The organism is Phocaeicola plebeius (genome assembly GCF_003437535.1).
GTDB lineage: Bacteria > Bacteroidota > Bacteroidia > Bacteroidales > Bacteroidaceae > Phocaeicola > Phocaeicola plebeius_A.
In genome coordinates this window covers 1-14,391 of the sequence record NZ_QSQT01000053.1, presented here as the reverse complement: position 1 = coordinate 14,391, position 14,391 = coordinate 1, and the positions used below count along the sequence as shown (strand labels likewise).

At 53.7% G+C, this 14,391-nt stretch carries 9 protein-coding genes; 8 read left to right on the top strand and 1 reads right to left on the bottom strand.

Annotated elements, in window-relative coordinates:
* From DXD04_RS16210 to DXD04_RS16195, 4 genes are all read left to right on the top strand, one after another.
* Positions 1-402, top strand: a 402-nt coding sequence (locus tag DXD04_RS16210) for a helix-turn-helix domain-containing protein (protein ID WP_259299582.1), incomplete at its 5' end; no start/stop codon positions are given.
* Positions 386-802 carry a helix-turn-helix domain-containing protein gene (locus DXD04_RS16205; RefSeq protein ID WP_117674166.1) on the top strand — a complete coding sequence of 139 codons (417 nt, stop codon included), beginning with the start codon at positions 386-388 and terminating at the stop codon, positions 800-802. The genes DXD04_RS16210 and DXD04_RS16205, both read left to right, overlap by 17 nt.
* Before the next feature lie 276 nt (positions 803-1,078).
* A complete protein-coding gene (locus DXD04_RS16200; protein WP_117674163.1) occupies positions 1,079-2,899 on the top strand; it encodes a DUF4099 domain-containing protein in 1,821 nt (606 codons plus the stop codon).
* A 147-nt stretch (positions 2,900-3,046) separates the two neighbouring features.
* Positions 3,047-5,182, top strand: coding sequence for a type IA DNA topoisomerase (locus DXD04_RS16195; protein WP_117674162.1), 2,136 nt, complete (start codon positions 3,047-3,049; stop codon positions 5,180-5,182).
* Positions 5,183-5,289: 107 nt separating this feature from the next.
* Here the strand turns inward: DXD04_RS16195 and DXD04_RS16190 are convergent, their stop codons facing one another.
* Positions 5,290-5,640, bottom strand: a complete 351-nt coding sequence (locus DXD04_RS16190; RefSeq protein ID WP_005650118.1) for a hypothetical protein — start codon at positions 5,638-5,640, stop codon at positions 5,290-5,292.
* A gap of 62 nt (positions 5,641-5,702) precedes the next feature.
* Here DXD04_RS16190 and DXD04_RS16185 point away from each other — a divergent pair, with 62 nt between their 5' ends.
* The 4 genes from DXD04_RS16185 to DXD04_RS16170 all read left to right on the top strand — a co-directional run bounded on the left by DXD04_RS16185 (position 5,703) and on the right by DXD04_RS16170 (position 14,253).
* Positions 5,703-6,152 carry a DUF1896 family protein gene (locus DXD04_RS16185; protein ID WP_018709305.1) on the top strand — a complete coding sequence of 150 codons (450 nt, stop codon included), beginning with the start codon at positions 5,703-5,705 and terminating at the stop codon, positions 6,150-6,152.
* Positions 6,142-12,213 (top strand): N-6 DNA methylase, encoded by a 6,072-nt coding sequence (locus DXD04_RS16180; protein WP_117674161.1) that lies wholly within the window; start codon positions 6,142-6,144, stop codon positions 12,211-12,213. The genes DXD04_RS16185 and DXD04_RS16180 overlap by 11 nt, the downstream gene beginning before the upstream one ends.
* 191 nt (positions 12,214-12,404) lie before the next feature.
* The gene (locus DXD04_RS16175) at positions 12,405-13,013 is read left to right on the top strand and encodes a TetR/AcrR family transcriptional regulator (protein ID WP_117674164.1); all 609 of its coding nucleotides are present in this window, start codon (positions 12,405-12,407) and stop codon (positions 13,011-13,013) included.
* 133 nt (positions 13,014-13,146) lie between these two features.
* Entirely contained in the window at positions 13,147-14,253 is a 1,107-nt protein-coding gene (locus DXD04_RS16170) for a tyrosine-type recombinase/integrase (protein WP_117674160.1), read from the top strand.
* Positions 14,254-14,391 lie beyond the last annotated feature (138 nt).

Here is a 14,391-nt window from a genome sequence, read left to right as displayed (position 1 = left end):
TATACCCTAATAAGCTGCCGGAAAGTGAACGGGTATGCTCCGGAATATGTAGAAATAATAACGATGGACAATGAGGTCGTGAAGACGATGATGGAGAAGATAGACCGCATAGCGGACTATGTTTTCAAGAAAGACAACGTGCCGAAGGAGGAAGCGGAAATCCTGCTGACGAGCGAGGAGGCGGCGGACCTGCTGAAAATCAGCACGAGGACACTGCAACGGATGCGAAAGGACAAGACTATTCCCTACATGATGGTGAGAAGCAAATGCCGGTACAGACTGACGGATCTGGAGGAATGCGTGAGACGGAAAATTGTACACTGTAATCCCAAGACGCTGGAGGAGTTCAAGCATAACTACCTGATGACAAGAAAGGAGACGGATGATGGAAGGGATTGGTAAGGAAATGTTCGAGGAATGGATGAAGCGCCTCATGGAACGGATTGACCGGCTGGACAGCATCATATCGGTACTGATAAACAAGGAAGCGGCGGGCGTGAAGTACATGGACGGAGAACGGCTGTATGACAATCAGGATCTGTGTGAGATGCTGAGAACGAGCAAACGGTCGCTACAGCGGTTCCGCAGCGAATACGGACTGCGCTACCAGAAAATCAGCCGCAAGACCTACTACAAGGAATCGGACGTGCTGGAGTTTATCAGCCGGAACATGGAAGAGGTGACGCTGGACGGCAAAAAGCTGCTGAAAGTGAAGGAAGGAACGGGAAAGAAAGCTCCGGGCAAAACGGCGAAAGGGAAAAAAGGAGGCAGAAGGAATACCGGGACTGACAAACGCACGTGAAACGGATGCGAAAAGAGAAACCGGAAGTGGATGGTGACCGGATGTAAACGGGAAGCTGAGGGCGAGACTGATGCAAACCGGGACTGACAAGCATACGTGAAACGGATGCGAAAAGAGAAACCGGAAGTGGATGGTGACCGGATGTAAACGGAAAGCTGAGGGCGAGCCTGATGCAAACCGGGACTGAAAGGTGAACGGGAAACCGGAACGAAAAGATAAACAGACCTGCACGGGAATACCGGCGGGACTATCATCAAACAATAAAAAAATAAATCAATGGAACAGAAAAAGAAAAAGCAAGAGGATGTACTGGTCGTCCGCGACGAGAAGACGGGCGAAATCAGTGTGGTTGCCGGACTGGATGCCAGGGGCTATCCCAAGAGGGCACAGGCTAAGGCGGAACACTCGCAGGAGTTTTTGCGCTTTGACCGCCACGGGGATGCGATAGACAATTTCATGAGAAATTTCTACCGCCAGTGTAAGGAGCCGACGCGATTCGGTTTCTACAGGGTGGCAGCGGAGACGGTGGAAGCTCTGCTTCCGGTTATCAAGGACCTGCTGAAAGACCCTGTGGCGAACGCTGACCTGCTCGCACCGCACAAAGTGGATACATCGGCGTACCAGCAGGCTGAGGAACAACAGGCTGCGGAGGGGGTGAAAAGAGAAAATGCTGAAACGGAGACTGAGGGACAGCAGGCTGCGGAGGAGGTGAAAAGAGAAAATGCTGAAACGGAGGCTGAGGAACAGCAGGTTGCGGAGGAGGCAAAAAGAGAAGATGCCGAAACGGAGACTGAGGAACAGCAGGTTGCGGAAGAGGCGAAAACAGAAAATACGGAAGAAAACAATGTGGAACAGAAAACGGACGAGAAAATGGAAGAAATGAAACAGAAAAATCAGGAACAGCAGCCGCAGGCGACGGAAACGCAGACGGCACAGGGACAGCAGCCCGCACAGGAAGGGCAAGCGCAGGCAAAACCGGAGAAACCGAACCTGATTGCGGACAGCGATGTGGACTGGAAGGAACTGGAACAGTTCGGTGTGAAAAGGGAAAACCTGTCTGAAAAGGACATGAAAGCCCTGATGAACTACGGGAAGACAAGGCTGGTGACGGTGGAACCGGTGCTGGGCGGAGAACGCTACGAGCTGCAGGCCCGACTCTCGTTGCAGAAAGCGGAAGACGGAAAGCTGAAACTTACCCCCCACTTCGTACGCCATGAGCCGAGACTCGACGTGCCATACAACGGCTATACATTCACGGACGAGGACAAGCAGGCACTGAAACAGACGGGCAATCTGGGCAAGCTGGTGAACGTTGCCGATACGAAGACCGGAGAGATGCGCCTGGCGTACGTCAGCATCGACCGACTGACGAATGAGATTGTGGACGTACCGACGAACAAGGTGCGCATCCCGAACCGGATCGGACTGACGGAACTGTCGAAGGCGGAACAGGAAATCCTGCGTGCGGGGCTGGCACTACCCAAGGAGGTGACACTGAAGGGCGGGCGCAAGTTCGAGGCCATGCTGCAGGTGAACGCTGACAAGCGCGACGTGGAGTTTTTGCCGGAGCATCTGTGGCAGGGACAGTCGCAGCGACGCGGAAACGGACAGGAGAAGAAACAGAAAAGCCCGGAAGCCCCGGATGCTACCGGACAGCAGCAGAAGGAAGACGGGAATCAGGAGAACGGACAGCGGCGCAACCGCTCGTGGACGAATGAGGACGGAAGCATACGTCCGATAGGCAAATGGAAGGACGACAAATTCACGGAACAGCAGAAGGCGGACTATGTGGCGGGTAAGGTTGTGGTGCTCGCCAACGCGAAGGATGACAAGGGACAGCCCTGCACAAAATACCTGAAGTTCGACCGTGAGAAAGGCAGACCGCTGACCTATTCGGAAAACCCTGACCTGGCACAGACCGTTGCCCCGTCGAACGAGAGCCGCACACAGCTTGCGGTGAACAACGAGGGCAAGACGAACGAGGCCACCAGACATGTGAAGGAGCCGCTTCAGCAGGGACAGACCGCACCGAAGGACGACGCCCAGAAACAACAGCAGGAAAAACCGAAGAAGAGCAAAGGCATGAAGGTATCCTGAGTGCCACCACTAAATCCATTACAAGAGAATAAACAACGGATTGAAACGGGGCCTCATGCGCCATGTACCGCATATCCCACGGATAACCGGCGTACCCCGTTCCACTCCACAAGGAACAAAAGTATCAATGATTAAAACAGAAAATGTATGATTACCATATTGGCAGAAAAACCGAGTGTGGCGCGTGAGATAGCACGCATCGCCGGAGCAACAAGAAAGGAAGAAGGATTTTATACAGGAAACGGCTACCATGTGACATGGGCACTGGGGCATCTGGTACAACCTGCCCTGCCTGAGGGCTACGGCTTCAAGGGATTCAGCAGGGACAGCCTGCCGGTGATACCGGAGGAGTTCATGCTGATACCCCGCCAGGTAAAGACGGACAAGGGCTACAAGGCGGACGCGGCAGCGGTGAAACAGATAAAGGTGATAACGAAACTGTGGAACGAGAGCGACGGCATAATAGTGGCAACGGACTGCGCACGCGAAGGGGAACTGATATTCAGATACCTGTATGCCTATACAGGCTGTACGCTGCCCTTCCGCCGCCTGTGGATAAGCTCGCTTACGGACACCGCCATCCGCAAGGGATTGAAGGAACTGAAGGACGGGCATGAATATGATGACCTGTATCTGGCGGCAAAGGCACGCAGCGAGGCGGACTGGCTGGTGGGCATCAACGGCACGCAGGCACTGACCGTAGCCGCCGGACGGGGCACATATTCGGTAGGACGCGTACAGACACCCACGCTGGGTATGGTCTGCAAGAGGTACTGGGAGAACAGACGCTTTACACCGGAACCGGTACACCAGCTGCATTTCTCGGTGACACCGGCGGGTACGGATACGGTAGTGAAGTTCTCCTCGGTAAAGAAATGGCAGGACAAGGAAGAGGCGGCTGCATCATACAATAAGGTAAAGGCGAAGATGTGTGCCACCGTCACCAAGGTGGAAAAGAAGGAGAAGGTGGAGAACCCGCCGCTGCTGTACGACCTGACCACACTGCAGAAGGAGGCGAACACGAAACACGGATTCACGGCGGAACAGACGCTGGAACTGGTGCAGAAGCTCTATGAAGCGAAGCTCGTCACCTATCCGAGAACATCGAGCCGCCATATTCCGGAAGATGTGTTTGCTGAAATACCGCTGCTGTTTGAACGGCTGGCAGGACACTCCGCCCTTGCGGAGAAAATCGGGGAACTGGGAGAACTGAACCGCCGTTGTGTGGATGCCTCGAAAGTGACTGACCACCATGCCCTGCTGGTGACGCCCAACCGCCCGCTTGCCCTGTACAAGAACGAGCAGATCATCTACGACATGATTGCCGGACGCATGGTAGAGGCATTTTCGGAGGAATGTGTGAAGGATACGGCTACCGTAGTAGCGGAGGTGGTGCCGGACGCAGGCGAAAGATGCGAGGACCTGACATTTGAGGCGAAAGGCTGCATCGTGCGCAAGGCAGGCTGGCGCGGCGTGTACGGAGAGTACGGCGAGGACAGCGGGAATACAGCATTGCCGGACTGGGCGGAAGGCGACACACTGGTGATGGCGGGATGCTCGATGAGTTCGGGCATGACCCGACCGAAACCGCTGCATACGGAAAGTTCGCTGCTGGCAGCGATGGAGACCGCCGGACGCGACGATGTGGAGGATGAGGAGGCGCGCCAGGCCCTGAAGGACTGCGGTATAGGCACACCCGCCACACGTGCCGCAATCATCGAAACGCTGCTCAGAAGGGAATACATGGTGCGTGTGAAGAAATCGCTGGTGCCGACGGAGAAAGGGCTTGCCCTGTATTCCATTGTCAAGGAAATGGACATCGCCAATGTGGAGATGACTGGACGCTGGGAAGCGGAACTGGCAAAGATAGAACAGGGAAAGACACCGCATGAGGCTTTTATGAGGGACATAGAAAGCTATACCCGCAAGATTACCACGGACCTGCTTGCGTGTGACCGCATTTTCGGGCACAAGGCATCGGGCTGTACCTGCCCCAAATGCGGCACGGGCACGATGCAGTTCTACGGCAAGGTTGTGCGCTGCGACAACCCGGACTGCCTGCTGCCCGTGTTCCGCCAGATAGCTGGCAAGACACTCACCGACGAGGAAATGACCGGTCTGCTGACGGAAGGAAAGACGGCGATGCTCGGCGGGTTCAAGAGCAAGCAGGGCAAGCCCTTCAGCGCTGCGGTGACTTTTGATGCGGAGTTCAACACGAAGCTGGTGTTTGCGGAGAGTAAAGGCGAAAGAAAAGGTACGAAAACAAAAGGAAGAAGAAAATAATGAGTAATTTTGCCACTGATTCATGTCATAATCTGTTTCAACCTGGTTGTACTTTTTATTTACATGGATTTAGTGGTGGCACCCGGAGGGATACCGGGTGCCTTTTTCTAATCTTCCATCCAGCGATATTTGCGCGTGTATCCACCCTCCGTTTCAAAAATGCGGTCATCATCTGATAATACGCTTTTCAATATATGTCCAGCATCTTTGGCTGCTTGCTCAAAAGCGTAATCATGAGGTTTGCCAGCATTTATGTAACGGAAATACAATACTCCAAGTGGATAATGTTCCCAATAATAATTATCTCCACCGATAAAATCTCTTGCTGAGAACCATTCTCCCTTGCGATTTTTACACCAGCAATAAACGGCTCCTTGTAAAAAATCTCTTATACGCTGCATGTCGCTTGCGCTGATTCCATGAACAACTTTAATGGTTGTATTATCTCCTTTAAGCATATGGTTTTATATAAAAATTCTAATTGCAAAGTTATCAATAAATCCACTAAATCCATCATAAAATGAAACAGAACAAGAAAACCGCTCCGGCGGAGCTGTCCTACTACGGGCTGTATCTGCTGGACTATCTGAGAAAATATCATCCGGACAAAGTATCAGACACTCCATTCATTGCAGGAAGGGAGGAAGCCGCCTCGGAAACATTCGAGAAGGAAAGGACGGCGGGAAGTACGGTGGAAGCCGCACAGGAGGAAGCCATGCGCGTCCTGCTCGAAGGGTTGCACTTCTCCCCCTATGCACTGCTGCTTGAGGTGGTGGAAAACGAGTTTTCCGAAGAGGTGCAGGAACAGGAACGCGAGGCGTTCTGCCGGGAGATATTCCCGCATCTGAAAAACCTGTTTGCCGGCTATCCCACAACGGACGACACATTCGCCCTGTCGCCCGAACACGACCTGCTCTATACAGAGCTGACGGGTGCGATAATGCTTTATCTGGAGGCTTATGGCGTTTAACAAGAAGCAGAGGCTCAGGGAAAACATCGAGGCGATACGGACGGCATTCACACTGGAGAAGGAACAGCGCATGCCCACCGCACGGGAACGGGCGCTGCTGGAGAGGTACTGCGGCTTCGGGGGACTGAAGTGCATACTGAATCCCGCCAGGGAACTGACGGATGCCGTACACTGGGCGAAATCAGACCTCGAACTGTTTGCCCCGACGGTGGAGCTGCACCGTCTGATACGGGAGAACAGCCGGGACGAAACGGAGTACAGGCGGTATGTGGACTCGCTGAAGGCATCGGTGCTGACGGCATTCTATACGCCGCAGGCCATTGCGGACACCATAGCGGACGTGCTGCACGACCGCAAGGTACGCCCAAAGCTGGTGCTGGAGCCGTCGGCGGGTATGGGCGCGTTCATCAGCCCGGTATTGTCGAACAATCCGCAGGCGGAGGTGATGGCATTTGAGAAAGACCTGCTGACGGGCAAGCTGCTGGGCTGCCTGTACCCGCAGCAGAAGATACGCACGGAGGGGTTCGAGAAAATAGAAAAGCCGTTTCTGAACCATTTTGACCTTGCCATCTCCAATATCCCTTTCGGGGATTTCGGAGTGTTTGATGCGGAGTTCAGCCGCAGCGCATCCTTCGGCAGACGTTCGGCACAGAAAGCCATCCATGACTATTTCTTTCTGAAAGGTCTGGATGCGGTGCGTGACGGCGGCATCGTGGCGTTCGTCACCTCGCAGGGGGTGCTGAACAGTTCGAGGGTTTCCGTCAGGAACGAGATGTTCAGCAAAGCGAATCTGGTATCGGCAATACGACTGCCCAACAACCTGTTTACCGACAATGCGGGCACGGAAGCCAGCAGCGACCTGATCATCCTGCAAAAAGACCTGCAAAAGAAGGGACTGACACAGGAGGAACGGGTTCTGACCATCATACAGACGGAACATAACGGCGGACTGACGGACAACGCCTATTTCGCCTACCACACGGAACGTATCATACATACCGATGCGAAGAGGGGCACCGACCCGTACGGAAAACCGGCGATGGTATATACGCACAGCGGAGGTGTGGAGGGTATTGCTATGGACCTGTACAGGATGCTGTCGGAAGACCTGTCGGCACGGCTGGACATGGAACGCTACAACGGCATGGGGCATGAAAGAGAGGATGTGCGGCAGAACATTGCTGTACAGACTGAGGGTATTGAGGCGAAAAGAGAAAACTCCGCTTCGGTTGCGGGTGAACGGGCGGAGGCGAAAAGAGAAAATATCCATCCGGTTGAGGGTGAACGGGCGGAGGTGAAAAGAGAGAACTCCGCTTCGGCTGCGGGTGAGCTGGAGGAGGCGAAAAGAGAAAGCGGATTGCCGGATGCTGGTGTAGCGGACGGGACAAAACGGGAAGAAAACAGTGTGCAGCCGAAAGCGCAAGTGATGACCGGCATGTCACAGGAAACGCAAAGCAGACAGACGGGAGGAACGGTAATGGACCTGTATGACCTGTTCGGCTATACGCAGGAGGAAAGACGGATGGCTGAACAGGGCCTGAAACCGGACAGGAAGAAAGGCGGAAAGTACAAAGGGAAGAAACCCGTGCAGCCGACACTGTTCTCCCTGCCAGTGGAGAATACGGAAAGGACAACGGATAAGGGAAATGCGGAAGCGGTTGCCGGCATCACCCCGGAAGAGGCACGCGAAATGGACGAAATCATACGCGGCGGAACGGATGCGCCGACGGCTGCCGAAACAGAGGCGGCTGTCCCGACAACGGAAAAGACGGGCCCCGGCACCGCAACGGAAGAATCCTATGACCCGGAAGATGAAGTGTACCGCAGACTGGACTGGGAAACGAACCCGCCCATCAACGGATTCTATGAAATGATGATGGACCTCACGCCGGAACGACGTGCGGAACTGCGCCGGCTGGGAAAGACTAAGATGGAAGCCAACGCCGCCAGACAAGCGGCCGGAACAACGGAGGCGAAAAGAGAAAAAGCCGATGCAGGGAAAACGGCGGAAACGCAGGATACTACTGCTACGGTAGTCTATCCGGTGGAAAACGGTTTCGAGGCGGAAAGGAAGCGCCGGATTGCGGAGGTGGAAGAAACCATGCGCAAGGAGGAAGCCGCCCTGACACCGGAAGAACGGCAGCGCAAACGGGAGGAGGAAATGATGCCGCGCCCGTTCAAGGGCATACTGGAGCCGCACCTGAAGGACGGCTCGCTGGCATGGGAATACACGGTAGGCGTACGGTTCCAGGTGGGCGTGCTGAAGGATGTCACCCGCTACGGCGCCACATTCCAGCCGCTGGACATGGACGGGATGCAGGCACAGAAGGCACAGCTATACATAGACCTGCGCAACACCTACGAGCGGCTCTATGCCTACGAAGCGGAGAAGCACGAGGAGAACGAAATGCTGCGCCGCCACCTGAACACCTACTATGACGAGTTCGTGATGCGTTACGGCTGCCTGAACGCCAAGCAGAACGTGAAGCTGCTGATGATGGACGCTTCGGGGCGCAACATGCTGGCACTGGAACGCAGCGAGAGCGGCACGATGGTGAAGGCGGACATATTCGACCGCCCCGTTTCCTTTTCGCAGGAAACGGCAGTCGCCGCGGATTCGCCAGAGGAAGCCCTGTCCGCCTCGCTGAACCTGTATGGCGGAGTAAACCTGCCCTACATGGAATCCATCTGCGACATGCCGCAGGCAGACATGCTGGAAGCACTGAAAGGACGGGTGTTCTACAACCCGCTGGCAGAGGGCTACGAGATAGCCGACCGCTTCATAGCCGGGAATGTGGTACAGAAGGCCGCCGATGTGGAGGAATGGATAAGCGGACACGGGGAGCACGGGATGCTGCCGCAGGCAAGGGAGTCGCTGGAAGCGCTGAAAGAAGCCATGCCGGAACAGATTCCGTTTGAGGAACTGGACTTCAACTTCGGGGAACGATGGATACCCACGGGCGTGTATGCCGCCTACATGAGCCGTCTGTTTGACACGGACGTGCGGATAAGCTACTCGGAGAGCCTTGACGAGTATTCGGTGGCGTGCGGCCACAGGACGATGAAAATCACCGACGAGTTTCTGGTGAAGGGATACTACCGCCACTATGACGGGATGCACCTGCTGAAACACGCCCTGCACAACACCTGCCCCGACATGATGAAGAAGGTCGGCGAGGACGAGAACGGGAACGACATAAAGGTGCGGGACAGCGAGGGCATACAGCTGGCGAACGCGAAGATTGACGAAATCAGAAACGGATTTACGGAATGGCTGGAAGAGCAGTCGCCGGAGTTCAAGAAACGGCTGACGGACATGTACAACAACAAGTTCAACTGCTTCGTGCGACCGAAATATGACGGCTCGCACCAGAAATTTCCGGAACTGAATCTGAAAGGACTGGGAATCACAGACCTGTACCCCAGCCAGAAGGACTGCATCTGGATGCTGAAACAGAACGGCGGAGGAATAGCCGACCACGAGGTGGGAACCGGCAAGACGCTGATCATGTGCGTGGCAGCGCATGAGATGAAGCGTCTGGGGCTGGTACACAAGCCGATGATTATCGGACTGAAGGCGAATGTAAGGGAGATAGCCGAATGCTACCGCACGGCATATCCCAACGCAAGAGTGCTGTATGCCTCGGAAAAGGATTTTGCCGCATCCGGCAGGGTGCGCTTCTTCAACGACATACGGAACAACGACTGGGACTGCATCATCATGAGCCACGACCAGTTCGGGAAGATACCGCAGTCGCCGGAGCTGCAGCAGCGAATATTGCAGGCGGAGCTGGATACAGTGGAGGAAAATCTGGAAGTGCTGCGCTCGCAGGGCAAGGACGTGTCGCGTGCGATGCTGAAGGGACTGGAGAAACGCAAGTTCAACCTGCAGGCCAAGCTGGAGAAGGTGGAACACGCGATAAAGTCGAGGACGGACGATGTGGTGGACTTCAGGCAGATGGGCATCGACCATATCTTTGTGGACGAGTCGCACCAGTTCAAGAACCTGACGTTCAACACAAGACATGACCGTGTGGCGGGTCTGGGCAACTCGGAAGGCAGCCAGAAGGCACTGAACCTGCTGTTTGCCATCCGCACCATCCAGGAGCGGACGGGAAAGGATCTGGGGGCGACGTTTCTGTCGGGCACGACCATCAGCAACTCGCTGACGGAGCTGTACCTGCTTTTCAAGTACCTGCGCCCGAAGGAGCTGGAAAGGCAGGACATCCGATGCTTTGACGCATGGGCGGCAATCTTCGCCAAGAAGACGACGGATTTCGAGTTCAATGTGACGAACAACATCGTGCAGAAGGAACGCTTCCGCTACTTCATCAAGGTTCCGGAGCTGGCGGCGTTCTACAACGAAATAACGGACTACCGCACGGCAGAGGATGTGGGCGTGGACAGACCGCACAAGAACGAGATACTGCACAACATACCTCCCACGCCCGACCAGGAACATTTCATCAAACGGCTGATGGAATTTGCCAAGACGGGCGACGCCACGCTGCTGGGACGCGGAAAGCTGTCGGAAACGGAGGAAAAGGCGAAGATGCTCATCGCCACGGACTACGCAAGGAAGATGGCACTGGACATGCGCATGATAGACCCGGCGTATGAAGACCACCCGGACAACAAGGCGAGCCACTGCGCAAGGATGATAGCGGAATACTACCGCAGGTATGATGCACAGAAAGGAACGCAGTTCGTGTTTTCGGACCTGGGGACGTACCAGTCGGGACAATGGAGCGTATATACCGAGATAAAGCGCAAGCTGGTGGAAGACCACGGCATACCGGCACACGAGATACGCTTCATACAGGAATGCAAGAGCGAGAAGTCAAGGAAAGCGGTGATCGAAGCGATGAACGAGGGATATGTGCGCGTGCTGTTCGGCTCGACCTCGATGCTCGGCACGGGCGTGAACGCCCAGCGCAGGGCGGTGGCCATCCACCACCTGGACACGCCGTGGCGTCCGTCCGACCTCGCCCAGCGTGACGGACGGGCGGTGAGAAAAGGCAACGAGATAGCGAAACTGTACGCCGACAACCGGGTGGATGTCATCATCTATGCGGTGGAAAAATCGCTGGACTCGTACAAGTTCAACCTGCTGCACTGCAAGCAGACGTTCATCAGTCAGCTGAAGAGCGGCGCAATGGGCGCGAGAACCATAGACGAGGGAGCGATGGACGAGAAATCAGGCATGAATTTTTCGGAATACATGGCGATACTGTCGGGAAACACCGACCTGCTGGACAAGGCGAAGCTGGAGAAGAAGATTGCCTCGCTGGAGGGTGAACGCAAGTCCTTCAGCAAGGGCAAGCGTGAGTCGGAGCTGAAACTGGAGGGCAAGACCGGAGAACTGAGGAACAACCAGGCCGCCATAGCCGCCATGACGGAGGACTGGGAGAAGTTCACGGCTGCCGCCCGGACAGACCGGGAAGGCAACCGGCTGAACCTGCTCAGGATTGACGGGCTGGATTCCACCGACGAGAAGACAATCGGCAAACGTTTGCAGGAGATAGCCAGGAATGCCACGACGGGCGGACAGTACAAGCGCGTGGGCGAACTGTACGGCTTCCCCATCAAGGTGGTCAGCGAAAGGACCCTAAAAGAAGGTCTGGAGTTTATCGACAACCGCTTTGTCATAGAAGGCAATTACAAGTACACCTACAACAACGGGCATCTGGCAATGGCTGACACACATGCCGCCGCCACGAATTTCCTGAACGCACTGGAAAGGATACCGGGCATCATCGACCAGTACAAGGAAAAGATCGCCACGCTGGAGCGTGAAATTCCGCAGTTGCAGGAGATTGCCGGAAAGACATGGAAGAAGGAGGACGAGCTGAAACAGCTTAAATCAGAACTCGCCGCACTTGACCGCAAGATACAGCTGGAGCTGGCTCCGCCGACACCGGAAAGCACGGAAGAGAACCGGCAAGGCAGCGAGAAGAAGCAGACGGAACAGCAGACGGAAAGCCCGCACGCGGACTTCGTGCGCAGCCATCTGGTTATCGGAAGACCGGGGCTGACGGAACCGAAAGGCATGAAGCTGTAGTTCCGCATTGTCCGGTAATGACCACGGGCGACTGCCTTTGCATGAAGCGAGGCGGCCGCCCGTACTTTTTTCAATGAAGAAATGTATTACAAGACATCCGTGTTATTTTATAACAATAAAAAAACACTGGCATACAAATGTTTGAAAAGAGAAAATCCGTATCTTCGTAACTGAAACAAAAATGGATGCGTATGTTTACAAACAGGGAAGAAGTATTGGAAAAGGCCTTGCAGGTATTCGCCAAAATGAATTATGAGAAAGCAACCCAAATGGAAATAGCCAAAGCCTGCGGCCTGTCAAAAGCCGGACTGGTGTATTATTTCCCGTTCAAACAGGATTTGTTCGTGGCAGTTGTGGACAAATATATATTCCATACCCAGCAGTTGGAAAACAAGTTCCAATTTACAGCAGGTTCGTTCCCGGAGTTTATCGACCAGTATATAGCCGGAGTGGAAAGAACCATGAACAACCTCGGACGTCTGCTTGATAACACTAATCCATATGGGTGCAGCTTCAATTTTTACTATTACCATCTGCTGATGCAGGTACGGTTATATTATCCCAATGCGGAAAAGAAAATAGCTGACATATTCAAGCAGAATTACCAGTTATGGAAATCCGCCATCCAAAGGGCAAAAGAGAATGGGGAAATCCGGCAGGACGTGGATGTGGAAGAAGCCGCTTCGATGTTCTGGCAAGTATTTTTCGGTATCTCCTTTGAACATTCTTTCTTTCAAGGTTTGAATATCAAGCAACTGGCAAAAAAACTACATTTCATCTACTCGCTGATTAAAGCCTGAAACCGGGTTTTCAACAAGAACGGTTTCTATATATCCTACAAGTGCAGAGTTTTAACACAATAAAACCGACCAATCAGTTGGTTTTTATATTCCTTTTATTTATATTTGCAGCAATGAGTTTACTTTCAGCAATATGGACAATGTTCAGCGACAGAGAGAAAACATCGTTCTGTACAAAGATAAGAAGGACGGTGCGGACTACATACGGATAGAGTATGCAGGCAATAGAGACATATCTCAGCTGCTCGTCCGGGACGCCGATGTGGAAATGGCAGATAATGGTTCAGCCTACATACCGGCAGCCATTTTCAGACTATCGGATTTCTACGACCGCTACTCCCCGCACGCCTATATTGACTACAGCAGGGTTTATGTAAGGCATCCCAAACCCAAAAGGGAATACACACTGCCGGAAGGCTATCTTGAACTACTGGAGCGGAAACGGTACAGCCCATCGACCATAAAAACCTATCGTGCCTATTTCAGCGACTTTATGGAATACCATAAAGGCCGCAACATCGACCGCCTGAAAGTGGCTGACATCAACAAATATATCCTCTATCTTGTAAACGAAAAGAAAATATCGGTATCGCAGCAGAACATGCGCATCAACGCCATCAAGTTCTACTACGAGCAGGTAAAGGGCGGACAGCGCCAATACTATGGTGGCATTACCCGCGCGAAGGAATACAAGTCACTGCCCGAAGTGCTGAGCCGTAATGAGGTGGCCCGTATCCTCGCGTGCCTGTCGAACCGGAAGCACCGCTGCATGATTTCATTGATATACTCAGCCGGATTACGGCGGAGCGAGCTGCTGAACCTCACCCCGAAGGACATCATAAGCGAAAGGATGCTTGTGCGTATCATGGGCAAAGGACGGAAATGCCGGTATTCGCTGCTGTCGGAAAAGCTGCTGAAGGATCTGAGGGAATATTTCAAGGAGTACCGTCCGCAGAAATGGCTGTTCGAGGGAGAGACACCCGGAGAACAGTATTCCGCAAGTGCGCTGGTAAAGATACTGAAAGAAGCCGCCAGCCGTGCCGGAATCAAACACCGGGTACATGTACACATGCTTCGCCATTCGTTTGCCACCCACCTGCTGGAGCAAGGAACAGACCTGAGAACCATACAGGAACTGCTGGGGCATAATGACATCAAGACAACCTCAATCTATCTTCATGTGACGAGCGCACACAAGTCAAGCATACCCAATCCGCTTGATTCACTGGATGATTCATAGGGTGCAGCTATTAGAGATCAGGAAACACACCTGCCGGGTGTCGGTTATCGAAATATCCTATACCTAAAGGTGCATTTATAAACAAATTAATAATAAAGATAATTAAAGTATGGATGATATTACAAAAAAAACGATTGA

What these genes read in the sequence shown, in the direction of transcription:
- DXD04_RS16200 (WP_117674163.1), top strand. Translation starts at nt 1,079, where the DNA reads ATGGAACAGAAAAAGAAAAAGCAAGAGGATGTACTGGTCGTCCGCGAC.
- DXD04_RS16205 (WP_117674166.1), top strand. Translation starts at nt 386, where the DNA reads ATGGAAGGGATTGGTAAGGAAATGTTCGAGGAATGGATGAAGCGCCTC.
- DXD04_RS16175 (WP_117674164.1), top strand. Translation starts at nt 12,405, where the DNA reads ATGTTTACAAACAGGGAAGAAGTATTGGAAAAGGCCTTGCAGGTATTC.
- DXD04_RS16185 (WP_018709305.1), top strand. Translation starts at nt 5,703, where the DNA reads ATGAAACAGAACAAGAAAACCGCTCCGGCGGAGCTGTCCTACTACGGG.
- DXD04_RS16195 (WP_117674162.1), top strand. Translation starts at nt 3,047, where the DNA reads ATGATTACCATATTGGCAGAAAAACCGAGTGTGGCGCGTGAGATAGCA.
- DXD04_RS16180 (WP_117674161.1), top strand. Translation starts at nt 6,142, where the DNA reads ATGGCGTTTAACAAGAAGCAGAGGCTCAGGGAAAACATCGAGGCGATA.
- DXD04_RS16170 (WP_117674160.1), top strand. Translation starts at nt 13,147, where the DNA reads ATGGACAATGTTCAGCGACAGAGAGAAAACATCGTTCTGTACAAAGAT.
- DXD04_RS16190 (WP_005650118.1), bottom strand. Translation starts at nt 5,640, where the DNA reads ATGCTTAAAGGAGATAATACAACCATTAAAGTTGTTCATGGAATCAGC.